The organism is Gemmatimonadales bacterium (assembly GCA_036265815.1).
GTDB lineage: Bacteria > Gemmatimonadota > Gemmatimonadetes > Gemmatimonadales > GWC2-71-9 > CAVVWJ01.
Map to the genome: position 1 here is coordinate 1 of DATAOI010000001.1, position 25646 is coordinate 25646.

A 25646-nucleotide genomic window follows, 5' to 3' on the forward strand; every position below is an offset into this window, starting at 1 on the left:
CCCATCGCGAAGTATGGCCCCGGCGGTCAGCAGCTCGCTCGGTCCCGTGGGCCGCGCCACGGCCGCGGAGCCAGAGGTCGGGCGAAACGATCCGTGTCCCTGCGGGTCGGGGAAGAAGTACAAGAAGTGCCATGGGGTGGGGCGGTAGCCGACCACGGACCTCTTTCTGAGCGCGAGCAAGCGCTGACCCAGACAGTCCTCTAGCTCGCCGGAACGGCTGGCCCAGGTCACTACTGCATTGCAGGGGCGCTACGCGCTGGAGCGCGAGCTGGGTCGGGGCGGGATGGCGACGGTCTACCTGGCTGAGGACCTCAAGCTCCAGCGTCGCGTCGCACTCAAGGTGCTCCGCCCCGATCTCGCGGCGGTCCTGGGGAAAGAACGCTTCCTCCGGGAGATCGCGATCGCCTCCCGTCTCACCCACGCGCACATCCTGCCGCTGCTCGACTCCGGCGACGCCGATGGCCGGCTGTACTACTCCATGCCATACATCGAGGGTCAGTCACTGCGCCGCTGGCTGGAGCGGGAGCCGCAGCTGCCGCTGGACGAGGCGATCGCGATTGTCAGCGCGGTGGCTGGGGCGCTCGACTATGCGCACTTGGCTGGGGTAGTGCATCGGGACATCAAGCCGGAAAACATCCTGCTGGCGCGCCTCTCAGTCCGCAATGACCCGGCTGCCGTGCACTGAGCAAGAAGGAGGCAGAGCGAGGCGGATCCGAATAGGCCAGACCGACGGCGCTCGCCTTGGCGCGGGGCGAGCGGGACCGTTAGGTTTAGGGATCCCTCCTCAGATCGGCCCGCATGGCAGGTCGGCCCGCATGGCGGCTCAGCTCGCCCGGGTGAGCGACGCCTTCCAAGGGCACCACGCGATCGAGCACGAGCTCGGCCGCGAGGGCATGGCCATGGTCCGTCGGACTTGGCGGCTCGCATGACAGATCTCGAGCGGCTTTCGACCGCCTTCGCCGATCGCTACCGCCTCGAACGGGAGCTGGGCCAGGGCGGCATGGCGACGGTTTACCTCGCGCAGGACCTCAAGCACGACCGCGAGGTGGCGATCAAGGTGCTCCGGCCCGAGCTCGCCGCGTTGCTCGGCCGGGAGCGGTTCCTGGCCGAGATTCGGCTGACCGCCAAGCTGGACCATCCCCACATCCTGGCGCTGATCGACTCCGGTGAGGTGCTGGCGGAGCATGACGACCCCGAGCAGCACTCGGGGCAGGCGCCTCGCTCCGTCCTGTACTATGTCCTCCCCTATATCCGCGGCGAATCCCTGCGGCAGCGGCTGGACACGGAGAAGCAGCTCCCCATCGACGACGCGGTGCGCATCGCCCGCCAGGTGGCGAGCGCGCTCGACTACGCCCACCGCCACGGGGTGATCCACCGGGACATCAAGCCGGAAAACATCCTGTTGCACGAGGGCGAGGCGATGCTGGCCGACTTCGGCATCGCGCTGGCGGTACGTGAAGCGGGTGGCGAGCGGCTGACCGGGACCGGCCTCTCCGTCGGTACCCCGCAGTATATGAGCCCCGAGCAGGCCACGGGCGAGCGTGACCTCACAGGGCGGAGCGACCTCTTCTCGCTGGGCGCGGTGGTCTACGAGATGCTCACCGGGGAGCCTCCCTTCCAGGGCCGCACGCCTCAGGCGATCGTCGCGAAGCTCATAACCGAGCGGCCGGCCGGGATCCGGACCGTGCGGGACGCGGTGCCCTCTGGGCTCGAGGTCGCTGTGTTCAAGGCCCTGGCCAAGGTGCCGGCTGACCGCTTTTCGATCGGCGCCGAGTTCGCTGCGGCGCTGAGCGATGGGATGATGCCGACAGGCACGAGCCCGATCACGGCGGTCCAGGGACGCCGCCGCCGCGCGCTGGCAGTGCTCGGGAGCGCCGCGGTGGTGCTCGTGATCGGGGTGATCGCGAGGCAGGTGCTGCAGCGCCAGACGATGAGCATCACGCCGTCGGATATCCGCCACGTGACCAGCGAGCCGGGTGTCGAGTTCGAGCCCGCGCTCTCGCCGGACGGAAAAGAGGTGGCGTTCGTCGCGGGCCCGATTGGCGACCCGCGGCTGGTCATCCGGAGCACCGTCAACTTGACGGGCGGCGAGTTCCGCCTGGCGGATACGTCGTTGGGAAGCCAGTGGCTCCCGAGCTGGAGCCCGGACGGCGAGTACGTGCGGTTCTGGGCCTGTCCTAGCGCTCCGGATCTGGAGAGTGATGATCCCGGCTGTGTTTGGAAGGAGACCGGGAGGCTGGGGGGCGCGGTCCGTTCTATTCCGCTGCCACGGAGGACGTCCACAGCCTCCTGGTCGCCAGACGGCGCTCGCGTGGCCTTCTGGATCAAGGACAGCCTCTTCAGCTACTCCGTGCCCGACGGGAAGACGACGCTGGTAGCGGTCCAGACGGTGGACCCGGCGGATCAGCATTCGCTGGCCTGGTCGCCGGACGCCCGGCTGCTGGCGTACGTGTCCGGCAATTCGCGTTGGCGGTGGAGCGGCAACGTCAATCAGGCGGCGATCTGGATCGTGGCTGCTGCAGGCGGCGAGCCGGTCCAGGTGACCAGCGACGAGTTCCTCAACGTCAGCCCCGCCTGGATCGATAGTCGGCACCTGCTGTTCGTCTCGAACCGGGACGGTCCGAGAGGACTCTGCGTCGTCGAGGTGGGTCCTCGGGGACCCCGCGGGGAGCCACGGAGCGTCTCGGGCGCCTCCGACCCCCACGCCATATCGTATTCCGTCGCCGGCCGGAGGCTCGCCTACGCGAATCTTTCCCTGCGGCAGAACATCTGGTCCTACCCCATGGGGCGGTCCGGCCCGATCTCCATCGGGGACGGCCGTCGCCTGACGAACGGCAACCAGGTCATTGAAGACCACAATGTGTCGCCCGACGGCAAGTGGATCGCTTACTCCAACAACCTCGGGGGCAACATGAACCTCTACAAGATGCCCCTGGGAGGCGGCGATCCCGTGCAGCTTACCCACGAGCCCGGAGACGAGTTTGACCCCCAGTGGTCACCGGACGGGACCGAGATCGCGTTCCACAACGGCGGTGTAACGTCGCATGTCTTTGTGATCCCCGCGGAGGGAGGCACCCCCGTCCGCCTCCCGAGCGGCCCGAGCGGCGGAGGCCTCCCGGGGTGGTCGCCGAGCGGGCTGCAGATTGCGTTTGTATCGGGCCGAAGGGAGCTGTGGCTCGTGTCACGCGACCGGGTTGGCGGACCCTGGCACCAGGCCCTGCCGTTGGCGGACTCGGCGTGCGCCGTAATTGGGCGGCCCACGAGAGCGGTGCAGCTGTGCAGACAGGGATCAACGTTTACTCAGGCCTCCCCACAAGGGCGAGTTTTCTGGCGCAACGATGTCGCGGTCACGAACCACCTGAGAGTGTCCCCCTTTGGAGTCTTCGCACCAGACGGCTCGACGAGGTACACCAGCGGAGTCCACGAAGACGGTCGGCGAGGGATCTGGGCCATCCCGACGGCGCGAGGCGAGCCGCGGCTGGTGATCGCCGACGACGATCCGGCCCTTGTGAACTTCGGAGCGCTCAGCGTGGGCCCCGGCCGGCTTTACCTGACGGTGGCGGAATACGAGAGCGACGTCTGGGTAGCCGCACTGGCGACAAAATGACCGTCGATCGCCTCGCGACCACGCTTACTGACCGCTACCGCCTCCAGTGCGAGCTGGGCCGCGGCGGGATGGCCACGGTCTACCTGGCCGAGGATCTCAAGCTGCACCGGCTGGTGGCACTCAAGTTCTTGCGCGCGGAGCTGACGGTGGCGCTTGGCCCCGAGCGGTTCCAGCGCGAAATCGCCATCGCGTCTCGCCTGACGCACCCCCACATCCTTCAGCTATACGACTCGGGCGCGGCCGATGGCCGACTCTTCTACACGATGCCTTACGTCGAGGGGGAGACCTTACGGCAGCGGCTCCGGCGCGAGCCGCAACTCCCTGTCGACGAGACTGTGGTGATCGTCCGAGCGGTCGCCGCCGCGTTGGACTACGCGCACCGCGCTGGGGTCATCCACCGGGACATCAAGCCGGAGAACATCCTGCTGGCGAGGGACCCGAGTGGCGGGAAGTCGCCCCATGCGCTGGTGGCGGATTTCGGGATCGCGCGTGCGCTGGACGCGGCGGGTGGAGAGCGGCTGACCGAGACCGGCCTGGCGCTCGGGACCCCGGCGTATATGAGCCCCGAGCAGGCGGCCGCGGGGAGCCGTCTGGACGGCCGCAGCGATCTTTACGCGCTCGGCTGTGTGGCGTACGAAATGCTCGCGGGGGCGCCCCCGTTCACCGGGTCAACCGCCCAGGCGATCCTGGCCCGCCACGCCGTGGATCCGGTGCCGCCGCTTCGAACGGTACGCGCGACGATAGTCGAGCCGGTGGCGTATGCGATCGAGCGGGCGCTAGCCAAGGTGCCGGCCGATCGGTTCGCCACGCTCGGCGAGTTCGCGGCGGCGCTGGTGGCGGAGGCCGCGCCCCCATCGCGCCGGAGGCCCCCTCGCGTAACGCGCCTCGTGGGTGCGATGGCGGCTGCGTTGGTCGTCGGCGCTGGCTTGGCTGGCGCGCTCGTCCACTGGCGGAGATCCGCCGATCCCGTCGTGGCACCGTCGGCGGCCAGAATCGCCGTGCTGCCTTTCCTCGCTACGGCGACTGATACGGCGCTCATTCGGCTGGCGCGGGATCTCGCCATCACCGTGAGCGCCAGCCTCGACGGCGTCGGCGGCGTGGAGACGGCTGACCGATTGAGCGTGTCCGCCGCCACAGCGGGGCGAGGTTCTCTCTCGCGTGCCGAGGCTACGACGCTGGCGCGGCGCCTGGGCGCCCGGAGCGTGCTGCGGGGCACGCTGGTACGGGAGGGCACTCAAGTGCGGGTCGACCTGGGATTGCGCGACACCGAGACCGAGGCGCCCCTGGCACAGGGCATCACGATCACCGCCGACCGTGACAGCCTTCGTGCTTTGACCGACTCCGTCGTGTGGGCGCTGCTGCGCCAAATCTGGCGGCGGGGCGATGCTCCCACGCCGAGCCTCGATGCGGTGACGACGCTCGCTGCCCGCCCTTCGCGCCTTCCTCGAGGGCGAGCGCGCGATAGAGCGAAATGAGTGGGATGCGGCGGCGTTGGCGTTTCGGGGCGCGATCGCCGCGGATGCCACGTTTTGGCTCGCCTATTTCCGGTACGCCCTGGCGCAGAATTGGTTGGAGCAGCCTGTAGAGCCTGAGTTATCGGCCGGACTGTACCGGCACCGTAACGTGCTCCCCGAGCGCGATCGGCTGCTGGTCGAGGCCTGGGAGACCGTGGACTCGCTGCCCCTTCAACTGCAGCGGTATCGGGAGGTCACACGACGGTTTCCTGACTACTGGCCCGGGTGGTTCGTTCTCGGTGATCGCCTGTTCCACGCCGGGATCATCCTAGGGCACGATTGGCGGGAGACGCAGAGTGTGTTCAATCATGCCATTGTCCTCAACCCGAGGCTGCGGCCGGCGCTGCAGCATATGTGGCAGAACAGCTTCGGCAAGGATCCCCTCGAGAGCGGCCGCGTTCTCTCACGCTTGCGCGAAATATGGCGGCCAGACACGTCACCCGATCCGTGGCACAGCCATGTCCGCTTGCTTGTACGCGTGATGCAAACAGTGTCCGACGCAGGCGGTGTCACCGATTCCGCGAGCCGCGCCATGGTCGACAGCCTGGCTCGGGAGCTCGCGGGACGATTCAAGAGGGATCCGGATGAAAGCGAAGTCGCGGCTTGGAGCCCATTCCTGCAGACGGGGTATCCGGCTGCACAGATCGAACTGAATCGCCGGATCTTGAAGCTGGGATTGGAGGGAACGCCAGCGGCGGCGCAGCTTCGGGGAATCGCGTGGGCCTGGGCCGCCCGCGGGGAGTGGGACTCCGCCTTCGCGACGATGCACGAGGCCCTCCGACTGGTGCCGCGAACGACGAACCATGAGGAGCTCACACCTCTGGATGACTACGGGCTCGCCGTGCTGGGCGGTTGGCTCGGTGCCGTCGGATCCAGGGAGGCCGAGGCCCGTCGGCCGGCGGCATGGGCTGGCGTTCAGCGGCTCGAGAGCGGGGACCAGAAGGCCTTCTCACTCTGGATGCTCGCCTGGCTCGACGGTCTATCGGCGTTCACCCGCGGCGACAAGCCGGCACTCCACCGTGCGCGCAAGGACGCCGGCCGGAGCGGTAATCCTAGTGGCGGGTCGCTCGACCGCTCGCTGGCAGCGTTCGACCGGGCTCTGAGCGGCGACCGGGCCACGGCCGGGCGAGAGTTGGCCTCGACTCAGTGGTGCATCGTCACCACTTCGTGCGCCTATCGCATCATGCCAAACATCGCGACCGACCGGCTGGCGGCCGCCACGTGGCTGCTCGAGGCCGGCGACACCGCCCAGGCCGTTCGACTCCTCGTCTGGTACGAATCGCTCCAGGGCGGCTGGGACGCTTCCTATAGCCATGTCACGACCGCTCTGGCGTACCTGCTGCGCGCGCGGATTGAGGAAGCCCAGGGCGACGCAGGCTCAGCGCGAACACACTACGCGTACTTCCTTCGCCGGTACGACGCGCCGATACCCAGCCAGCGGCATTTGGTGGACGAAGCACAGACGGCGCTGGAGCGGCTCTCGGTCGGGACAGCCGCCAACCGATGAAGGGCGTGAACGCGAGCGACCGATCCTGAAATGTCCGACATATGGCAATTGTCCCTGACCTACGCCCTTACCCCTGCTGGCCTACCTCATGCGCGCCCGCATCGAGGAGGCGCAGGGTGACGCGCAGTCGGCGAGAGCGCACTACCAGCAGTTCCTGCGCCGCTATGACTCACCCATGCCAGGGCAGCGCCATCTGGTGGATGAGGCAGCCGCGGCAATGGTGCGGCTCGCGGGCCAGAGTGAGCCGGCCTCGAGTCCCTGAAGTGCTCATGCCCGCTCGCCGCCGATGTTCCACGGTCGCTTCACGCCGCAGTACATAGGTTCAAGCATGCTCACCGGCGTTACGGAGACGTGATCATGGTCCCGCGGAGATCTCGTTTCCTGCGCTCACTGCAACTGCTCGGAGCGCTCGCCTGCTCACTGGCCGGCGATCTCCACGCGCAGGCAGAGACGGGAAAGCTCCAGGGCCGGGTCCAGGACGAGGCCGGGACCTCGCTTTCCGCGGCTCAGGTGTACCTGGTCGGCACCGCGTTCAGCGCGGTCACGGACGCTCACGGCCGTTACTTCATCAACAATATTCCGGCCAGCAGCTGGGAGGTGCGAGCGATCTCCCTCGGATTCCATCCGGTGCAGGCCAGTGGCCTCCGCATCTTCGCCGACCAGACGACCACTCAGGATTTCACTCTGGCTCGGGCCCCAGTCAACCTGCAGGAGATCGCCGTTCTGGCGGCGGAGCAGCCGCTGGTACCCCGCGATGAGGTCACGACTAAGCAACGCGTGGACGGCCAATTCGCCGACGCCCTGCCGGTGGACCGGATTCGCGATGTGCTGGCCCTGCAGCCCGGCGTCATCGCGGTCAGCGGGAACCTTCTGTCGGGCCGCGGGAAGGACACCGGTGGCGGGCTGTCGATCCGGGGCGGCCGGGAGACCCAGAACGTCACCTACATCGATGGGGTGCCAGTCCAGGCTGGCTACATGGGGGATCGCCTGTTCGGTTGGGCAGACCTTGGCGCGCTGGGCACCAGCATCGAGATCGGCACCAACGCGTTCGAGGAGGCCTCGGTCACGACCGGCTCGGCATCCGCGGCGTTCGGCAACGCCACCTCCGGCATCGTGTCCATCGTCACCAGGACGGGGAGCCCGACCGGCTACCAGGGGTCGCTCAGCTTCGAGACCGACGAGCCCTTCGGGGTTGACTATGGCGTGGGCTTCAACCGGATCGAGAGCGGATTCAGCGGTCCGCTCGCGGAACGGCTCACCTTCGTGATCAATGGGACTCTAGAGGGTGAGAGAGCGGTGGAGGAAGGTTTCCACAGTCAGAATGTGCCCATCTTCATCCAGGCGGGAGTCGACACGACGGTCCACCAAGCGAGCGCGATAAAAGATGATTCAACGACGGTGCGAAACGAAAGCCAGGACGCGGACACCACACTCGTCGAGGTCTCCCGATACGCCATTTCACGCGGACGATGCGAGACGTTCGACCAGGCTGGCTCGGCCGGTCTGCATGGTCGGGATGCCGCGGCGATCGTCGACATCAGGAACAACTACGGGTTCGACTGCAACGGGGTACGCATCCCGGCCACGGCGCGGTCCCTCCTCGCCATCAATGGAAAGCTCAACTACACCTACGGCACCGGGTCGCGAATATCATTGAGCCTCGCGACCAGCCGGTTCCAGGGCCATCAGTTCGATTTCATCATTCGCCATCTGAATCGGCTGTCGGTGCCATGGAACCTGCGCGGGTTCAGCAATCGCAGCCGGCTGGCGACGCTTACCTGGGTGCAGAATCTCTCCAAGAGCGCCGACCGGGCCTTGGCGTTGGATGTGTCGTTGTCCTATCAGCAGGACCGCACCATTGGCGCTCCCCTCACCGTCGAGAGCGAACTCTCGACCCGCAGTCCCTTCGGCGGCTTCATCCTCAAGCCAATGGAGTTCCTCTACGACTTCGACACCTTCCCGATCACCGAGGACTTGATCCGGAACCTCCGGCAGAACCAGGGGCGCATCACGCCCCAGGATCCCAACAACGCCACCTACAGCATTGTGGATGAACTCCGGAACAACGCGTACGGTCTCTACGGAGAGTTCGGGGGGTTTTCTAGCACGATGGGCGGCAACACCTGGCAGTTCGGCGAATCGGGCGGGATCGCAGGGTTCCAGCACGTGAACCTTTATCAGGAAGACCGGTACCTCGGCAAGGCGACGCTCGATTGGCAGGCCGATCGCTACAACCGGGTGAAATTGGGCGCAGAGCTCACCCGGTACGCCATCGGCTACTACGCGTTCCTGGTGCGGTTCAAAGATGGCGGTGACGCCTACATCGAGAAACCGGTCCGTTGGAATGCATTCGTCGAGGATCGCCTGGATCTTGGCGACCTGGTGGTGGTAGGTGGACTCCGCTTCGACTGGTACGACTCCCGGGCCTCACGGCCATATGCCACGGACAGTCTTGGTGACCGGTATCCATTTCCCCGAATATCCTCGATGCCGACCTTTGACCCGAACAATCCTACGGCCTTGCTCGTCCGTGACCACAGCCACGGCTATCTCAGTCCGCGCGTGCAAGTGTCCTTTCCGGTGACCGCGCGGACCAATTTCCGGCTCAGCTATTCCCACCAGGTACAGGCGCCCGATTTCGGGCTGGTCCTGGGCGGGATCAACGGAGACCTCACTGTTACTGGGGCCAACCCCTTCGGCGCGGATCTCGACTTTGGCAAAACCATCGCCTTCGAGTTTGGCGTCCGGCACGCTTTCAACGATGACATGGTCGTCGACGTCGCAGCGTACAACAAGAACGTCATCGCCGATCCTGCCGCGCGCCTGGTTACCCGATTCGATCCGTATTTGAATCGAGACAACACTTTTCACACGCTGACCAATCTGGACTTTGGCAACGTGCGCGGGGTGGATATCAGGCTGGACCGCCGGTTCGGCAACTTCTTCAACGGGACGATCGCCTACGCCTATCAGGACGCCCGAAATACCGGCTCAGATCCGTTCACCTATCTCAACTACGGCTCCCGCATCGTGAATTCGGCCACCGGGGGGACCCAGCCGCCCCCTCAAGCCACATTGCCCACCGACAACAGCCGCCCACACACACTCGCCGGTGCCCTCTCTCTCACTCTCCCGGGCAAATGGAAGCGAGGCTCGCTGCTGGGCGAGATCCTGCAGAATGTCAGCGTATACTCGACCTTCCGCTACACCAGCGGATCGGCGTATTCCAGATGCGGAGAGAGCAACCCAGAACAGAGCATCCTTTCTGGCGAGAACTGCTTGGGGTCCTTTCCCGAGGGGATCAATACTCGCCGGCTGCCGGCCTTCAAGGAACTCAATGCCCGGGTGACGAAGAGCTTCGGACTGGGTTCGATGGATGTGACGGTGTACCTCGACGTCCGTAATCTGCTCAATCTCAAGAATGTGCTTCAGGTCTTCGCGGTGAATGGTAGCGTGCGGAACGATGTCGAGCGGGCAGCAAACCTTCGAGCCGACCTGGGACAACTGGCTCTGGAGGGTGCGAACAACGGCGTGCTCGCGGCCGACAGCTCCCTGATGCTGCCCGTCCGTCACGAGAGCTGCGCCACTTGGATTTCGAGCAAGGCGTCCCGGCCGGCCGCGGCAAACTGCATGTACCTCATTCGGGCTGAGGAGCGTTTCGGGGACGGCGACGGCGTGTTCACGGTCGAGGAGCAGAGTCTGGCGATCAACGCCCTCTACGATGTCGCGCGCGGCGAGCAGGAACAGACTGCTCCGGGTCGCCGCGCGCGCGTCGGGCTGGAGCTCAGCTTCTGAACGATCCTCAAGGTAGCGCCTCCCCGTCACGGACCATTCTCACCGGTCGGAGAAGAAGTACACGAAGAAGTACGGAAGTGTCACGGGGTGGCCAAATACGCCGCGATCGCGAGGCCGGAGAGAAGGACTCTCGTGGGGCAAGAGTGGCCCCCGGCGAACACCGGGGGCCACGGTCATCATTGGGCGCTGCAGTTGATTGTCTGCAGGAACGCCGGCAGGGCAGGATTGCTGGGGCACGTCTGCGTTACGGGTTCCAGCGCCGCGCCGCCCGGATCGGGGACGCCCACGGGTGAGTTGTCACAAGCGGTTGCAGCCAACACGACGGACAGCAGAACCGCGATCGAGAAGTAGTCACGCATCATAGCCTCCGGGTGAGGATGCGGGGTAGGTGTCTCGGAGCGCAGGCGCGTGCCGGAGAGTTGCCCACCGCCGAACCTGGGTCCAACACTAAGCTTCGATGCTCACCGGGCCCTCACACCCTCCTCACCCGCTCCTCATGTTGCGCCTTCGTCCGGCGGCGGCCACTCTCACCGAGCTCCGCACTTCGAAATCGGCAGAGCGCTTGCTCCCACCGCAGCGAGTGCCCGCTTCGGGCACGGCCCAGACAGCGGCTCGTTGCTTAGCACGGTGACCGTCGCGGCTCCCTTCATGCCGTGCCACTGGGCGGTGATCTGTGCCGTCCCAGGCGCCGCGGCCAGCACGGTCCCGTCCAAGCCGATCCTTGCAACCTTGAGATCTGAGCTGACCCACGCGATCTCCGTGGGCGCAATCGACATTCCCCGAGGACTTTCCCGGCTCGCGGTGAGCTGGACAGTCTGGCCACCCTTGATCGTGGTCTGGCTGGGTGCGACCAGCAGGACCAGCGTGGCGCCCGGCGGTAGCGGCGACCGCTTCGTCTCAGACGGCTCGGTAGGCGAGGAGCTGCAGGCGCCGAGGAGTCCGATCGCGGCGCACAGATAGGGTGAGGTCCAGCAGTGAGCGCGCATCGAAAACCTCCCGGGTGGCGTGGGAATGGACGCGGATACCGCTCAGCCTGCGTGCTGCGCGGCTTGCTGCTCCCATACGCGGGGCCTACTATAGACTGAAGGGCTCACGGGGCTCTCACCCCCTGCTCATCTAGAACTCATGCTGCGACTCCAGGCTCTCGGCGGACTCACCCTGCTCGATGCGGCAGGAACGCCGCTTGTCACCCAGCGGCGGCGGCTGGGCCTGCTGGCCCTGCTTGCCGCCGCGGGTGGCCGGGGGTCGAGCCGCGACAAGCTCGTGGCCTATCTCTGGGCGGAGAGCTCCACGGAACACGCCCGGCACGCGCTGGAGCAGCTGCTCTACTCCATTCGGCGTCAGATCTCCGATGACGCTCTGCTCGGCACCGATCCGCTGCAGCTCAATCCCAGTGTCCTCACGAGCGATGTCGGCGATTTCGAGCGCGCGCTCGCCCGCGACGACCTTGCCGAGGCCGCCGCGCTGTACCATGGTCCCTTCCTGGACGGGTTCTTTCTGAGCGACGCCCCCGCCTTCGAGGTGTGGGCCGAGTCGGAACGCAGCCGACTGGCGACCGCGTACGAGGGAGCGCTCTTTCGTCTCGCGAGGGAGGCTGGTGGCCGAGGGCAGCACACGACCGAAATCGACTGGTGGCGACGGCTCGCCACGCTCGACCCGCTCAGCGAACGATCGGCACTGGGGCTCGCGCGCGCGCTCGCGGGCGCGGGGGATTGGGCCGGCGCGCTGCACCACGCGGAGGTCTACGAATCGCTGGTGCGGGAAGAACTGGCCATGCCACCGACGCCGGAGTTGACTGCATTCGTCCAGCGAATCCGGACTGGTGACGACGCGCCAAGCAAGGGCAGGAAGGACGCAGGCTCGGTTCCAGCCGAGCGCTACCGGATCGAGCGCGAGCTCGGGCGGGGCACCATGGCCACGGTCTATCTGGCGCGGGATCTCAAGCACAACCGACCGGTCGCCCTCAAGGTCCTGCGGCCGGAGCTGGCCACCTCGACCGAAGCCAAGCGGTTCCTCCGCGAGATCGCCATCGTCGCCGGCTTGCACCACCCGCACATCCTCCAGCTGTACGACTCGGGCGCGCTGGAAGCGCCCGGGAGATGCCCCAGCCTGTACTACGTCATGCCCGTCGCGGGCGGTGAGTCAGTTCGCGAGCGGCTGGTGAAGGAGGAGCAGCTTCCACTGGGAGACGCGTTGCGGATCGCCCGGGAGGTGGCCGATGCGCTGGCCTACGCGCATGCTCATGGGATCGTGCATCGGGACGTCAGGCCGGAGAACCTCTTGCTCGAGTCGGGCCACGCGCTGGTGGCGGACTTCGGGATCGCCCACGCGTTGGACCTCGCCGGCGGCGAGCGGCTCTCGCTGACCGGGGTGATGCTCGGCAATCCGAGCTACATGAGTCCCGAGCAGGCAGCCGCCACCGGGGGAATCGACGGACGCAGCGATATCTACAGCCTGGGATGCGTGCTCTACGAGATGCTGGCCGGCGAGCCACCGTTCAGCGGCCGCACCTCCCAGGCGATCCTGGCGCGCCACGCGGCGGATCCGGTGCCGTCGCTCCGGACGGTCCGTCCCGACGTTCCGGCAGCGCTCGAGCGGGCAGTCGAACGCGCGCTGGCAAAGGCGCCGGCGGACCGGTTCCCGTCGGCAAGGGAGTTCGCCGAGGCCTTGGGCCTGGCATAACCCGCGTCCGCGCTGCAGGATAATGGCACCGGTAAGAGCCCGGAGAGGTGGCATCTTGAACCCGTGCCAATGCCCTTTTCCGTGGTGCCGGAGGCCGACCGCCCCCGGGAGCGCCTCTGGTCCCTCGGCCCTGCCGCGTTGACGACCGCCGAACTTCTCGCCATCCTGTTAGGGACGGGTGGCGCGGCGGCGGGCGTTCTGGAGCTGGCCGGACGGATCCTGGAGATCGGCGAGGGCTCACTCCGCCGGCTCGCCCAGCGGCCCAGCGCCGAACTGCTCCGGGCCCAGGGCGTGGGCCCGACCAAGGCGGCGCGGCTGCTTGCCGCCTTCGAGCTCGGGGCCCGGATCGCGCGGGAAGAGCGTCCTCCGCTGGCCCGGATCAGGGAACCCGACGACGTCGCCCGGCTGTTCCATAACCGGCTGCGGGACTTGCAGGTGGAGGAGTTCCACCTGCTGGCTCTCGACAGCCAGAGTCAGGTGTTGCGGGAAGTGCTGGTGACCCGCGGGTTGCTCAACAGTTCCCTGGTGCATCCCCGAGAGGTGTTTCGCGCCGCGATCGCGGAAGCCGCGGCGGGGATCATCGTCGTCCATAACCACCCGAGCGGAGATCCCACGCCCTCGGCGGAAGATCGGGCGGTGACCCAGCAACTGGTGGCGGCGGGCCGGCTGCTGGACCTGCCGCTCTATGACCACGTGATCATCGGAGGAGACCGCTTCGTGAGCTTTGCCACCGCTGGACTGCTGTGACCGGCACCTTGCCTGACCTCGCGCCCGATCTCAGGGCGGTACTCGAGCGTCACGCCGACCGACTCGATCTCGACCTGATCGAGCGGGCGCTCCGCTTCAGCGCGTCCGCCCACCGGGGACAGAAGCGGATGTCGGGCGAGGACTTCGTCACCCACAGCATCTCGGTGGCGCTGATCCTGGCCGAGCAGCTGCTGGACAGCAGCACCATCGCGGCTGCCCTGCTGCACGACGTGGTGGAGGACTCCGATGTCCGCACCGAGGATATCGCCAAGGAGTTCGGCGGCGAGATCGCGAGCATCGTGGACGGGCTCACCAAGATCTCCAGCCTCACCTTCCGCTCCTCCGCGGAAGAGCAGGTCGAGAACTATCGGAAGCTGCTGCTGTCGATCGCCAAGGACGCCCGGGTCATCATCATCAAGCTGGGCGACCGGCTGCACAACATGCGCACCCTCGAGCACCTCCCGCCCGAGCGGCGCCAGCGGATCGCGCTCGAGACCCGCGAGATCTACGCCCCGCTGGCCCATCGCTTCGGTATGGCCGGAATCAAGGCGGAGCTGGAAGATCTGGCGTTCAAGTTCCTGGAGCCCGACGAGTACCGCGATCTGGTCAACCAGGTGGCGTCCAAGCGGGCCCAGCGGGAGAAGACCATCCTCAAGCTGCGCGCCCCGCTGGAGCAGGAGCTTAAGCGCGCCGGCATCGAGTGGTACGAGGTCACCGGCCGGCCCAAGCACCTCTGGTCCATCTTTCAGAAGATGCGGAAGCGGAACAAGGCGTTCGACGAGATCTACGATCTCATGGCCATCCGCGTCATCGTGCGCTCGGTGCCGGAGTGCTATCACGTGCTGGGCATCATCCACCACAACTGGACCCCGATCCAGGAGCGGATCAAGGACTATATCGCCTCGCCCAAGTCGAACGCCTACCAGTCGCTCCACACCACCGTCTTCGGACCCGGCGGGCAGCTCTTCGAGGTCCAGATCCGCACCCAGGAGATGCACCGCACGGCCGAGTTCGGTATCGCCGCCCACTGGCTCTACAAGAAGGATGGCAAGCGGGACGAGCTGGACCAGCACCTCGGCTGGTTCCGCCAGCTGCTCGAGCTGCAGCAGGACACCCACAGCCCCGAGGAGTTCCTCGAATTCCTCAAGATCGACCTCTACCAGGACGAGATCTTCATCTTCACCCCGCAGGGCGACGTGAAACGGCTGCCCAAGGGGTCCACCGCCATCGACTTCGCATTTCACGTGCACACCGAGGTCGGGCTCAAGTGCCAGGGTGCCAAGATCAACGGGCGGATCGCCCCGCTGCACCGGGAGCTCAAGAGCGGCGACACGGTCGAGATCCTCACCGGCCCCAGCGCCAAGCCGAGCCGCGACTGGCTGAGTCACGTGCGTACCGCTCGGGCCCGGCAGAAGATCAAGCAGTGGGTCAATCACGAGGAGGAGAAGGTCAGCCTCACGCTGGGCCGGGAGATCCTGGCCCGCGAGGTGCGCCGCCGGCGGGTCGAGCCGCCCGACGAGGCCCGGCTGGCCCGCGCCGCGGAGGCGCTCTCGCTGGCGGACGGGCAGGGGCTCGAGATCGCGGTGGGCCGCGGGGACGTGGCCTTGGGCCAGGTGATGCGGGCACTCTATCCCGACCTCACCGGGGACGAGATGCAGGAGCCGAAACCCACGGTCTTCGGCCGGGTCATCGAGCGGATCCGGCTGGGACGGGGCATCAAGATTCAGGGCGTCGACGGCCTGATGGTGCGCTACGCCCAGTGCTGCCAACCGGTGCCGGGAGACTCGGTGGTGGGATACGTCACCCAGGGCCGGGGCATCTCGATCCACCGGTCCGACTGCCCCAATCTGCTCACCCTCTCATCCGAGGGACGCCGGGTGGACATCGACTGGCAGGAGACCGCCGGAGAAGCATTCGCGGTGCGTCTCGCCGTCACCGGGGAGGACCGCCGAGGTCTCTATGCCGATATCATGGAAGCGGTGAGCCAGACGGGCACCAACATCCGCGGCGCCGACCTCCACACCAAGGACGGATCGGTCTTCGGCAACATCTTTGTGGAAGTGGACAACCTGCCGCACCTGGGCAAGGTCCTGAAGGCGGTGCGCAAGGTGAAAGGCGTGACCGAGATCGAGCGCAGGGAAGCACCCCCGAACTAGCTCGCCGGAGCCGATGCCCCAGTACTGGATTCTCAAGACCGACACCGATACCTACTCGTTCGACGATCTCGCGCGCGAGGGCCGCGCCGTCTGGGATGGCGTCTCCAACGCGCTCGCGCTCAGACACATCCGCAGCATGGCCAAGGGCGATCAGGTGCTGATCTATCATTCGGGCGAGGAGAAGGCCATGGTCGGGCTCGCGCGGGTGGCCAGCGCGCCGTATCCCGACCCCAAGCAGGATGACCCGAAGCTCGCCGTGGTCGATATCGAGGCCGGCAAGCGGCTGCCTCGACCGGTCACGCTCGCCGCCGTCAAGGCGGATCCCGCCTTCGCCGATCTGGCGTTGGTTCGCATGTCGCGGCTCTCGGTCATTCCGGCGTCCGAGTCCCACTGGAAGCGCCTGCTGACCCTGGCGGATGCGCGATAGCGGCGCCATTCTTTGTCACTCACACTTACCGGAGACGAGAATGCGATTCGCACGGATGCTCTTGCCCGTCACGCTCGCCACCGTTTCACTAGTCGGGTGCGGTGGTGGTGACACGCGGAAGAGCACCGAAAGCGCTGCCGCGGACTCTGCCGCAAGGGTGGCGGACTCGGTCAAACGGGCGGAGACAAGCGGGAAGGCGCGACTGGGGAACGTCATGATCGGAAAGCGGCTCGGTCCCGAAAACCTGATCGCCGAGCCCACGTTTCAGTTCGCGCCTCAGGAGACCGTCTATGTTTCCGCGGCCTTGCACGGGACCCCGGGGCAGGCAACACTGGCCGCGCGCTGGATAGCGCAGGGACCAAAACTGCTCGACTCCACGGCCCAGTCCGTCACGATTGGGTCGAAGTCCAATGCTCTCTTCCAGTTCGCCCCTCCCAAGGGGTGGAAGCCCGGGACCTACGTCGTCCTCCTGTACCTCAATGGCGATTCAGCAGACGCCAAGGCCTTCGCGGTCCGCAAGTAGCGGCACACCGGCGGGGAGCGGTTCCCCGGATTGACATTCCGCTCCCCGCCGGGCACACTCCCTCCGGCAGCCGTCGTTTCCGTCCCATTCCGCCCGGGGTGAATCCGTGACCTCCATCGATACGCTCGCCGCGCCTGCCCAGGATCGCGGATCCCCTCGGCCGCACCCCGACGCCGCCCATTGGATCGGTGGCCAGCGGCTGGCGGGTGGACCGAGGTTCCAGGATGTGGTGAATCCATCCACCGGTGCCGTGATCAGCCGCGTCCCGCTCGGCGGTGCGCCCGAGGTGGACCTGGCCGTGGCGGCAGCCCGGCAGGCGTTTCCGGGCTGGTCGGCGACGCCGATCAAGGAACGGGTCCAGGTGTTCTACCGCTACAAGGCCTTGCTCGAGCGGCATCTCGCCGAGCTTGGCGCGCTGGTCAGCGAGGAGCACGGCAAGATCAAGGTCGAGGCCGAGGCGGAAGTCTTGAAGGCGATCGAGCTCACCGAGTTCGCCTGCGCGCTGCCGCAGATGCCGCTGGGAGAGGTGATGGAGGTGAGCCGAGGCGTCGAGTGCCGGCTGGAGCGGCACCCGCTCGGCGTCGTGGCCGCCATCAACCCGTTCAATTTTCCCTCAATGGTGCCGCACTGGACCTTTCCCAACGCCATCGCGCTCGGCAACGTCTTCATTCTCAAGCCCTCCGAGCAGGTCCCGCTGAGCGCTGGCCGGATCGCCGAGCTGCTGCGTGAGGCCGGCCTGCCCGACGGGGTGTTCAACGTGGTCCACGGCGCGCGGGAGGCGGTCGAGGCCATCTGCGATCACCCGGGCATCGAGGCGGTCACCTTTGTGGGGTCCACCGCCGTGGCCAAGGAGGTCTACCGGCGGGGGACCGCGGCGCTCAAACGGGTGCTGGCGCTGGGTGGGGCCAAGAACCACGTGATCGTCATGCCGGACGCCGACCCTGAAATGGCCGCCGGCGGCGTGCTCGCCGCGATGAGCGGCTGTACCGGCCAGCGCTGCATGGCGGCGTCGGTGATGGTCGCGGTCTCGGAGACCGATCACGTCGTCGAGCGGCTGGCGGCGCAGGCCCGCGCCATGGTGGTTGGCCGGGACGTGGGTCCGGTGATCACCCGGCAGGCGAAGGAACGGATCGAGGCGGCCATCACCGAGGCGGAGCGGGGCGGGGCCCGGGTGCTGGTCGACGGCCGGAACGCCGTGGTGCCCGGCAAGGAGCAGGGGTTCTACGTCGGCCCGACGGTGATCGATCAGGTTCGCCCCGACATGCGGATCGCACAGGAGGAGGTCTTCGGGCCGGTGCTGGCCATCGTGCGGACCCGGGATCTCGACCAGGCGATCGCGCTGCAGAACGCGTCGCCCTACGGCAACGCCGCCTCGATCTTCACCGAGAGCGGTGGCCTGGCGCGGCAGACCATGGAGCGGGCCAGCGCCGGCATGGTCGGCATCAACGTCGGCGTCCCGGTGCCCCGTGAGCCGTTCCCCTTCGGGGGGTGGAACGACTCGAAGTTCGGGGTGGGGGACATTACCGGGCGCGGCTCGATCGAGTTCTGGACCAAGGCGAAGAAGATCACGACCAAGTGGAATCGGGAAGCGGGGACGAGCTGGATGTCGAAGTGAAGGTGGCTCGAGCCGACGGCTCCGCTCGGAGCTGCCTGAGCTTCACGCTGACCGCAGGACTATCGACGTCTTCAAGAAGGAGCGATCCGTGACGACGACCGCGCCTGCCCGGCCCACCATGCCGCCGAGCGACCATCGACCCCGTCCCTACACCGGCCCCTCCAAGCAGGAGGTGCTGGCGATGCGCAGGCAGTACTGCCATCCCAGCACGTTCCTGTACTACCGCGATCCGCTGATGCTGGTCGAGGGGTACATGCAGTACCTCTACGACGAGTCCGGCCGCCGGTACCTCGACATGTTCGCAGGCATCGTCACCGTCTCCTGCGGTCACTCCCATCCCCGGTTCGTGGAGCGGGTGAAGGCGCAGATCGACGCCATCCAGCACACCACCACGATCTACCTGCACCCCGGCTTCCCCCTGCTGGCCAAGCGGCTCGCCGGGAAGATGCCGGCCGGGCTCGACGTCACCTACTTCGTCAACAGCGGGAGCGAGGCCAATGACCTGGCCGTGCTCATGGCACGCGCCTTCACCGGGCACACCGATGTCGTCGCCGTGCGGAATGGGTACCACGGCGGCTCGCCGTCGACCATGGCGCTCACCTCGCACCACACCTGGAAGTTCCCCCAGCAGCTCAATCTCGGCATCCATCACGCGGTGAATCCTGACCCGTACCGGAGCCCCTTCGGCGGGACGCCGGAGGAGATCGCCCGGAAGAGTGCCGAGGACATCCGGGAGTTGATCCGCTACTCCACCCCGGGCAAAATCGCCGCCTTCATCGCCGAGCCGATGCAGGGGGTCGGAGGGGTGACGTACGGCGCGGCGAACTATCTGCGAGAAGCCTACGCCGTCGCCCGGGAGCACGGTGGGCTCTGCATCGCCGACGAAGTGCAGACCGGATTCGGTCGCACCGGCGAGCACTACTGGGGCTTCCAGCGCTCCGGCGTGGTGCCCGACATCGTCACCATGGCCAAAGGGATTGGTAACGGTTGGCCGCTCGCCGCCGTGACCACCCGGCGGGAGATCGCCGAGGCACTGAGCCAGCGGATCCATTTCAACACCTTCGGCGGGAACCCGGTCTCGATGGCCGCGGGACTCGCCGTGCTCGACATCATCGAGGAAGACGGCCTGCAGGAGAACGCGCGCATCGTGGGCGGCCGGCTCAAGGCCGGACTCGAGGAGCTGCGGACCCGCCACCGCCTCATCGGAGACGTCCGCGGCATGGGGCTCATGCTGGGCGTCGAGCTGGTGAAGGATCGCGAGACCAAGGAGCCGGCCACCCAGGAGACGCTCGCTGTCTGGGAGGCGCTGCGGGAGATGGGCGTACTGATGGGGAAGGGCGGGCTCTTCGGGAACACCCTCCGCATCAAGCCGCCGATGTGCGTCACGGCAGCCGATGTGGATTTCACCCTCGAGGTGCTGGACGCCGCGCTGGGCCGGGCGGAGCGCTAGCCGCGCTCAGCTGGAGAATCCCAGCCCCATCCGGTCGAGCAGCAGCAGCAGCAGGCTCGGGCGCTCGCCCTGGTCCACCCGGCGGAGCGCCCGTGTCACGCCGGCCACCGACCAGGTGCGAAGCGGCTCGGGCGGATAAGGAAACGGCTTCCGCCGAACCAGCGCCAGATCGAGCAGCCCGCTCGGCCGGTCGAGCGCCAGATGGGCGAGGATGCGCCCAGCCAGCCGGGTAGTGCCGAGGCCGTGCCCGGTGTAGCCCAGTCCATAGAGCACCCGTCCCTCGAGCGCCCGCCCGAAAAAGGGCGTGAGCCGCGTCGTGGAGCAGATCGCGCCGCCCCAGGCGTAGGGGAACTCCAGCCGCTCGAGCGCGGGGAAGTGCCGCGCGAAGCTCTGCCGCAACGCCGCGTAGTGTGCCGGGGAATGATCGCAGGACGGATCCACCCGGTTCCCCCCGTAGTACGCCGCCTCGCTGGTGCCCCACAGGATGCGGTCGTCCGCGGTCAGCCGATAGTAGTTGAAGAAGGCCCGCCCGTCGGTGACGCCTTGGCGCCGGCGCCAGCCGATCGTCGCCCGCTGGGTGGGGGAGAGCGGCTCGCTCACCAGCACGTAATCGTAGAGCGGAATGAATCGCCGCGTGACCTCTGGCAGGAGATGATGGGTATAGGCGCTGGTGGCGAGGATGACCCTTCGCGCATCGAGGCTCCCGCGCTCGACCTGAATCCTGACTCCGGCACCCCGCCGCTCCAGGCCGGTCACCCGGCTCTGCTCGTGGATCCGCACTCCCCGCCGCTCCGCCGCGTCGCAGAGACCATCCACCAGCTTCACTGGATCGAGGATGCCGCCGCCGCTCACGCCGACCCCACCCAGATAGAGCGGTGAATCCAGCTCGGCCCGCACCGCCTGCCGATCGAGATAGTGGAACGAATCGAGCCCTAGGCTCGCGGCGATCTCGATTGTTCGGCGCGCGTCTTCCAGCTGACCATCGGTGAGCGCCACCAGCAGACGGCCGGTGGGCTCGTAGTCGCAACGGATCCCTTCCCCCTCCAGGAACCCCACCAGCTCCGCCACGTTGCTCTCGCCCAGGCGGGCGAGCCGACGCGCCTCTGCCTGGCCGAAGTGGGTGATCGCGAGGCCGTGACTGTGGTCGACCGTCTCGGACAGCATCCCCGCGTTGCGCCCGCTCGCGCCGTGCGCCGCCAGTCCCTGCTCCAGCACCGTCACGTCCAGCGCGGGTGCAAGCTCCTTGAGGAAGAGCGCGGTCCAGAGCCCGGTGAGCCCCGCCCCGACGATGGCGATCTCGGTCTGGGCGGGGCCTTCCAGCGGGTGGGCAGCGCGGGGTGCACGGCGCGCCAGCCAGTAACAGGCCTGCTCGATGGGAGGCACGGCTGGGTGAAACGGCTCAGGCGAGCGGGATCGGAGAGCTGGTGCTCTCCCGCACCGTCCGATGTTGCCACAGCACGGTGGCCCCGAGCGCGACCAGGCTCACGAAGAGGATCGCGGTGGCGAGCACGTTGATCTGGGGAGGAAAGGCGGCCCGGCGCGCGCCGTACACGTACAACGGGTAGGTGACGCGGCTGCCGGCATTGAACAGGGTGATGATAAAGTCGTCCAGCGAGAGCGCGAACGCGAGCATGGCGGCCGCCGCCACGCCCGGAGCGATGATCGGCAGCGTCACCTTCCAGAACACCCGGAATGGGGGCGCGCCAAGGTCCATCGCCGCCTCCTCCAGGGTCCAGTCGAAGCCCCGGATCCGGGCCCGCACGCAGAGCGCCACGTAGCTCACCGAGAACATGATGTGCGCGATCACGATGGTGGTGAACCCGGTGGGGGCGTTCACGTTGAGGAACAGGGTGAGCAGCGACGAGCCGAGCACTACCTCGGGCGTGGTGAGCGGCAGCACCAGCAGCAGGCCCACGGCGCCGCTGCCGCGGAACCTGTAGCGCACCAGGGCCAGCGCGATGAGGGTGCCGAACAGAGTGGCCACCGCTGTCGAGAGCGCCGCCACCCGGAGGCTCAGCTTCAAGGCCTCGACCAGGGCCTGGTACTGGAACGGGTCCCGCCAGGCGTCCAGCGAGAACGACTTCCAGACGAAGTTGAATTTGCCGGCCGGCTTGTTGAAGCTGTAGAGCACGATCACGAAGATCGGCAGGAAGAGATAGAGCAGTACCAGCGCGGCGTACCCATCGAGCAGCCACCGGGTCATCCGCCTCATGCCAGCTCCTCGGTGCCGAGCACCCGGGCGTATGCCAACACGCCGAGGGTGATGATCAGCATGAGCACGAACGAGAGCGCGGCGGCCAGCGGATAGTCCCGGACGGCCAGAAACTGGTTCTGGATGATGGTGCCGATCATCTGTTGGTTGGGGCTGCCGAGCAGTTGGGCGTTGATGAAGTCACCCGCGGCCGGAATGAAGGTGAGCAGGCTGCCCGCGAAGACGCCGGGGAGCGAGAGCGGCAGCACCACCTTCCGGAACGCCCCTATCGGTGTGGAGTACAGGTCCTCGGCCGCCTCCACCAGCCGCCGATCGATCTTCTCCAGGCTGACGTAGATCGGCAGGATCATGAACGGGAGGAAGTTGTACGTGAGTCCGCCGACCACCGCCAACGTTGTGTCCAGCAGCCGGCCGCCCTCCGCCAGCAGATGCATCCGGCGGAGCAGCCAGGCGGCCGGTCCCTCGTCGTTCAGGATGGTCTTCCAGGCGAAGGTGCGGACCAGAAAGGTGGTGAAGAACGGCAGCACCACCAGACCCAGCAGCAGGTTCTTGAAGCGGCCCGCCCGGAACGCGATCACGTAGGCCAGCGGATAGCCGAGCGCGAGCGCCAGGAGCGTGGCGATCAGGGCGTAGCGAAAGGAACGGAAGAAGTGCACCCCATAGTTGTTGAGCGCCCGGTAGTAGCCGTCCCACCAGGGTGCGTCGACGACGTGCACTGAGGTCTGCGCCAGGGTGACGATCGGCACCACGAAGAAGACGAGCAGCCACAGGATGCCCGGCGCGATGAGCAGGTAGGGGGCCAGGCGACTCCGCCTCGACCCCCCTGCCGCGGTGCCCGCCATGTGTCGTCAGGCTCCGATGGCGTCCTGGAAGATACGGTTGAACTCGGTCTCTTCCTTCTCGTCCAGCGCCTTGAAGACGTGGAGCCGGGCGCGGAGATCATCGGGCGGATTCACCAGCGGGCTCTTGGCCAGGTCGGGCGCGACCTTGGCCAGCGCCTCGCCGGTGCCCTTCACGTCGGAAAGGTACGGCGCCGCGGCGACGATCTGGGCCGAGTGGACCGGATCGTACACGTAGTTGATCCAGGCCATCGCCAGGTCCTGCCGGTCCGACGTCTTGGGAATCATCATGTTGTCCGAATAGAGCATGGCCCCTTCCTTCGGCGCGAGCCACACTAGATCCGGGTTGTCGGCGTGCAGTCCCTGAATGTCTCCCGACCAGGCGATCGCCACCGCGATGTTCCCCGCCGCCAGGTCCTCGGCGTAGTCGTTGCCGGTGAACTTGCGAATCTGACCACCCAGTCGTGCCTTCTTGATCTTGGCGGCGGCGGCCCGCGCATCGGCGACCGTGGCCTTGGTCGGGTCCTTCCCCATTCCCAGCATCACCAGACCGATCGTGTCCCGCATCTCGGTCAGCATGGTGACCTGCCCCTTGAACTTGGGATCGAAAATGTCGTTGATGCTGGTGAGCTCCCGGCCGGTCTTCTTGGGGTTGTAGCCCACGCCGGTCATCCCCGAAAGCCACGGCACGCTGTACTTCCGGCCCGGGTCGAAGCTGACGTCCTTCACGTTGTCGACCACGTTGGCCTTGTTGGGGAACTTGCTGTCGTCCAGCGGCGCGACATAGCCCAGCCGGATCAATCGGCCGGCCATCCAGTCGGTCAGGACGATGATGTCGCGGTCGACGCTCTGGTTCCGCTTGAGCGGCTCGTCGATCTTGGCGAAGAACTCGTCGTTGTCGTTGATGTCCTCGGTGTACTCCACCTTGCTGCCGGTGGCCTTCTCGAATTCCGGCACGGTCTGCTTGTCGATGTACAGCGGCCAGTTCGAGATCCGGAGCGTCTTGCCGCCGCCGGTTCCTCCAGCGGCGGCGGGAGCCCCGGCAGCTGGGGCGCCTTCCTTGCCGCCGCCGCAAGCCGCGAGGAAGCTGCTGCCCAGCGCCAGCCCGCCGGCGCCAAGCGCTGTCCGTGCCAGGAAGCCTCGGCGGGTGACTGCCTGGCGGAGAAACTCGTGGAGCTGGTCATCACGCGGATCCGAATCTCGACGGCTCATGGCTGCGCTCCTAAGCGTGGGGGGGACCGAGGTGGGGCATCGGCATAACGGCCCGTTCGACGGTGGTTCGCAGATCGGACTCGACCGGCACCTGGTAACCGGCCGGCGGCAGCACCCGGGCGGCGTCCAGGTCCCAACTGGCCCACAGAGTCAGGCCAGGGTGGAGAGTGGGGAGCGACTGCTCGGGACCGATGTGTGCCACTACGTCAGTCCCGTCGGCGGTGCGCAGGGTACAGCGGACCACCGGACCCTGGAAGATGGCGTGCTGCAGGGTGAGTGGGACGGCGGCGCCGGCGGCGGGCGCCGCCTCTGAGAGGCGGAGCCGCTCCGGCCGGACCATGACCGTGGCGGATGAGCCGGCCGGCAGGGCCCACTCTCCGGTCGCCACCGGCACGGCGCGATCGCCGGCCACGCTCACCACGGCCTGGCGGCCGTTCGTCTGCAGCACCGTGGCCGGGAGCAGATTGGCGACCCCGATGAAGTTGGCCACGAACACCGAGGTGGGCGAGTGGTAGATGGCCTCCGGCGTGCCGATCTGCTCGACCCGGCCCTCGTTCATGACGGCGATCCGGTCGGACATCGTCAGCGCCTCCTCCTGGTCGTGGGTCACGTAGATGAACGTGATCCCCACCTCGCGCTGGATCCGCTTGAGCTCGATCTGCATCGCCTGGCGCAGCTTGAGGTCGAGTGCGCCAAGCGGCTCGTCCAGCAGGAGCGCGCTGGGATAGTTCGCCAGCGCCCGTGCCAGCGCCACCCGCTGTTGCTGGCCGCCGGAGAGCTGGGCCGGCTTCCGGGACGAGAATTGGGTCAGCCGTACTACCTCGAGCAGCTCCCCGACCCGCCGGCGGGTCTCCTCGTCGGTCAGCTTCAGACTGCGGGGTCCGAACGCGACATTGTCCGCGACGCTCATGTGGGGAAACAGCGCGTAGTGCTGGAAGACGGTGTTGACGTTCCGCCGGTACGGGGGCACCCGGGAGACATCCTTCCCCTCCAACAGGATCCGTCCGGCGGAGGGCTGCTCGAATCCGGCAATCATCCGGAGCGTCGTCGTCTTGCCGCAGCCGGACGGGCCCAGCAGCGAGAAGAACTCTCCCCGGCCGATGGCGAAATGGGCCTCCTCTACGGCGACGTAGCTTCCGAAGCGCTTGACCACGTGCTCCAGCGTGATGACCGGATCTGGAGTGGCCGCGCCGGAACCGCTCCGCGACGGTCGGAGGCTGGCGTCATCGAGTCTCTGCGGTATGGTCATGCCCTGATCTTGGCGGATGGAAGCTCAATCTGCACCGAGCCCGGGGAGTTGACAACTGCCATAGGCAGGCTCATGGTTGGCTCAACCTTCACCGGCACACAGGACGTGACC

At 67.2% G+C, this 25646-nt stretch carries 19 protein-coding genes; 13 read left to right on the top strand and 6 right to left on the bottom strand.

Features of this window, described 5'->3' with window-relative positions:
• The first annotated feature begins 238 nt into the window (after positions 1–238).
• From VHR41_00005 to VHR41_00030, 6 genes are all read left to right on the top strand, one after another.
• Positions 239–685, top strand: coding sequence for a serine/threonine-protein kinase (locus tag VHR41_00005; GenBank protein ID HEX3232545.1), 447 nt, complete (start codon positions 239–241; stop codon positions 683–685).
• A gap of 240 nt (positions 686–925) precedes the next feature.
• Positions 926–3607, top strand: coding sequence for a protein kinase (locus VHR41_00010; GenBank protein ID HEX3232546.1), 2682 nt, complete (start codon positions 926–928; stop codon positions 3605–3607).
• Positions 3604–5082, top strand: coding sequence for a serine/threonine-protein kinase (locus tag VHR41_00015; GenBank protein ID HEX3232547.1), 1479 nt, complete (start codon positions 3604–3606; stop codon positions 5080–5082). The genes VHR41_00010 and VHR41_00015 overlap by 4 nt, the downstream gene beginning before the upstream one ends.
• A gap of 16 nt (positions 5083–5098) precedes the next feature.
• Positions 5099–6628, top strand: a complete 1530-nt coding sequence (locus VHR41_00020; protein HEX3232548.1) for a hypothetical protein — start codon at positions 5099–5101, stop codon at positions 6626–6628.
• Positions 6629–6716: 88 nt separating this feature from the next.
• Positions 6717–6890, top strand: coding sequence for a hypothetical protein (locus tag VHR41_00025; protein ID HEX3232549.1), 174 nt, complete (start codon positions 6717–6719; stop codon positions 6888–6890).
• A gap of 95 nt (positions 6891–6985) precedes the next feature.
• Positions 6986–10423 (top strand): TonB-dependent receptor, encoded by a 3438-nt coding sequence (locus VHR41_00030; GenBank protein HEX3232550.1) that lies wholly within the window; start codon positions 6986–6988, stop codon positions 10421–10423.
• 176 nt (positions 10424–10599) lie between these two features.
• Here the strand turns inward: VHR41_00030 and VHR41_00035 are convergent, their stop codons facing one another.
• Positions 10600–10785: a hypothetical protein gene (locus VHR41_00035; GenBank protein ID HEX3232551.1), complete on the bottom strand. Its 186-nt coding sequence runs from the start codon at positions 10783–10785 to the stop codon at positions 10600–10602.
• Positions 10786–11548: 763 nt separating this feature from the next.
• Between VHR41_00035 and VHR41_00040 the strand changes: the two genes are divergently transcribed.
• The 7 genes from VHR41_00040 to VHR41_00070 all read left to right on the top strand — a co-directional run bounded on the left by VHR41_00040 (position 11549) and on the right by VHR41_00070 (position 20023).
• Complete coding sequence (locus VHR41_00040) at positions 11549–13105, top strand: protein kinase (GenBank protein HEX3232552.1); 1557 nt, start codon at positions 11549–11551, stop codon at positions 13103–13105.
• A gap of 69 nt (positions 13106–13174) precedes the next feature.
• Positions 13175–13852: a DNA repair protein RadC gene (gene radC, locus VHR41_00045; GenBank protein HEX3232553.1), complete on the top strand. Its 678-nt coding sequence runs from the start codon at positions 13175–13177 to the stop codon at positions 13850–13852.
• Positions 13849–16008: a bifunctional (p)ppGpp synthetase/guanosine-3',5'-bis(diphosphate) 3'-pyrophosphohydrolase gene (locus tag VHR41_00050; protein ID HEX3232554.1), complete on the top strand. Its 2160-nt coding sequence runs from the start codon at positions 13849–13851 to the stop codon at positions 16006–16008. Before radC ends, VHR41_00050 begins: the two co-directional genes overlap by 4 nt.
• 13 nt (positions 16009–16021) lie before the next feature.
• Positions 16022–16435, top strand: coding sequence for an EVE domain-containing protein (locus VHR41_00055; GenBank protein HEX3232555.1), 414 nt, complete (start codon positions 16022–16024; stop codon positions 16433–16435).
• A gap of 40 nt (positions 16436–16475) precedes the next feature.
• Complete coding sequence (locus tag VHR41_00060; GenBank protein HEX3232556.1) at positions 16476–16958, top strand: hypothetical protein; 483 nt, start codon at positions 16476–16478, stop codon at positions 16956–16958.
• 106 nt (positions 16959–17064) lie between these two features.
• Entirely contained in the window at positions 17065–18573 is a 1509-nt protein-coding gene (locus VHR41_00065; protein HEX3232557.1) for a CoA-acylating methylmalonate-semialdehyde dehydrogenase, read from the top strand.
• A gap of 88 nt (positions 18574–18661) precedes the next feature.
• On the top strand, positions 18662–20023 hold the full coding sequence (locus VHR41_00070; protein ID HEX3232558.1) for an aspartate aminotransferase family protein: 1362 nt from the start codon (positions 18662–18664) through the stop codon (positions 20021–20023).
• Between the two features lie 6 nt (positions 20024–20029).
• Here the strand turns inward: VHR41_00070 and VHR41_00075 are convergent, their stop codons facing one another.
• The 5 genes from VHR41_00075 to VHR41_00095 are packed head-to-tail and all read right to left on the bottom strand — an operon-like array spanning position 20030 to position 25535.
• Positions 20030–21406, bottom strand: a complete 1377-nt coding sequence (locus VHR41_00075; protein HEX3232559.1) for an FAD-dependent oxidoreductase — start codon at positions 21404–21406, stop codon at positions 20030–20032.
• A 16-nt stretch (positions 21407–21422) separates the two neighbouring features.
• On the bottom strand, positions 21423–22235 hold the full coding sequence (locus VHR41_00080) for an ABC transporter permease (GenBank protein ID HEX3232560.1): 813 nt from the start codon (positions 22233–22235) through the stop codon (positions 21423–21425).
• The gene (locus VHR41_00085) at positions 22232–23077 is read right to left on the bottom strand and encodes an ABC transporter permease (GenBank protein ID HEX3232561.1); all 846 of its coding nucleotides are present in this window, start codon (positions 23075–23077) and stop codon (positions 22232–22234) included. The genes VHR41_00080 and VHR41_00085 overlap by 4 nt, the downstream gene beginning before the upstream one ends.
• A 6-nt stretch (positions 23078–23083) precedes the next feature.
• The gene (locus tag VHR41_00090) at positions 23084–24286 is read right to left on the bottom strand and encodes a spermidine/putrescine ABC transporter substrate-binding protein (protein HEX3232562.1); all 1203 of its coding nucleotides are present in this window, start codon (positions 24284–24286) and stop codon (positions 23084–23086) included.
• Positions 24287–24296: 10 nt separating this feature from the next.
• Positions 24297–25535 (bottom strand): ABC transporter ATP-binding protein, encoded by a 1239-nt coding sequence (locus tag VHR41_00095; GenBank protein HEX3232563.1) that lies wholly within the window; start codon positions 25533–25535, stop codon positions 24297–24299.
• Positions 25536–25646 lie beyond the last annotated feature (111 nt).

Coding starts and splice junctions, on each gene's coding strand:
- VHR41_00085 (HEX3232561.1), bottom strand. CDS start 23,077: ATGGCGGGCACCGCGGCAGGGGGGTCGAGGCGGAGTCGCCTGGCCCCC.
- VHR41_00040 (HEX3232552.1), top strand. CDS start 11,549: ATGCTGCGACTCCAGGCTCTCGGCGGACTCACCCTGCTCGATGCGGCA.
- VHR41_00095 (HEX3232563.1), bottom strand. CDS start 25,535: ATGACCATACCGCAGAGACTCGATGACGCCAGCCTCCGACCGTCGCGG.
- VHR41_00035 (HEX3232551.1), bottom strand. CDS start 10,785: ATGATGCGTGACTACTTCTCGATCGCGGTTCTGCTGTCCGTCGTGTTG.
- VHR41_00030 (HEX3232550.1), top strand. CDS start 6,986: ATGGTCCCGCGGAGATCTCGTTTCCTGCGCTCACTGCAACTGCTCGGA.
- radC (HEX3232553.1), top strand. CDS start 13,175: ATGCCCTTTTCCGTGGTGCCGGAGGCCGACCGCCCCCGGGAGCGCCTC.
- VHR41_00080 (HEX3232560.1), bottom strand. CDS start 22,235: ATGAGGCGGATGACCCGGTGGCTGCTCGATGGGTACGCCGCGCTGGTA.
- VHR41_00090 (HEX3232562.1), bottom strand. CDS start 24,286: ATGAGCCGTCGAGATTCGGATCCGCGTGATGACCAGCTCCACGAGTTT.
- VHR41_00010 (HEX3232546.1), top strand. CDS start 926: ATGACAGATCTCGAGCGGCTTTCGACCGCCTTCGCCGATCGCTACCGC.
- VHR41_00015 (HEX3232547.1), top strand. CDS start 3,604: ATGACCGTCGATCGCCTCGCGACCACGCTTACTGACCGCTACCGCCTC.
- VHR41_00060 (HEX3232556.1), top strand. CDS start 16,476: ATGCGATTCGCACGGATGCTCTTGCCCGTCACGCTCGCCACCGTTTCA.
- VHR41_00025 (HEX3232549.1), top strand. CDS start 6,717: ATGCGCGCCCGCATCGAGGAGGCGCAGGGTGACGCGCAGTCGGCGAGA.
- VHR41_00055 (HEX3232555.1), top strand. CDS start 16,022: ATGCCCCAGTACTGGATTCTCAAGACCGACACCGATACCTACTCGTTC.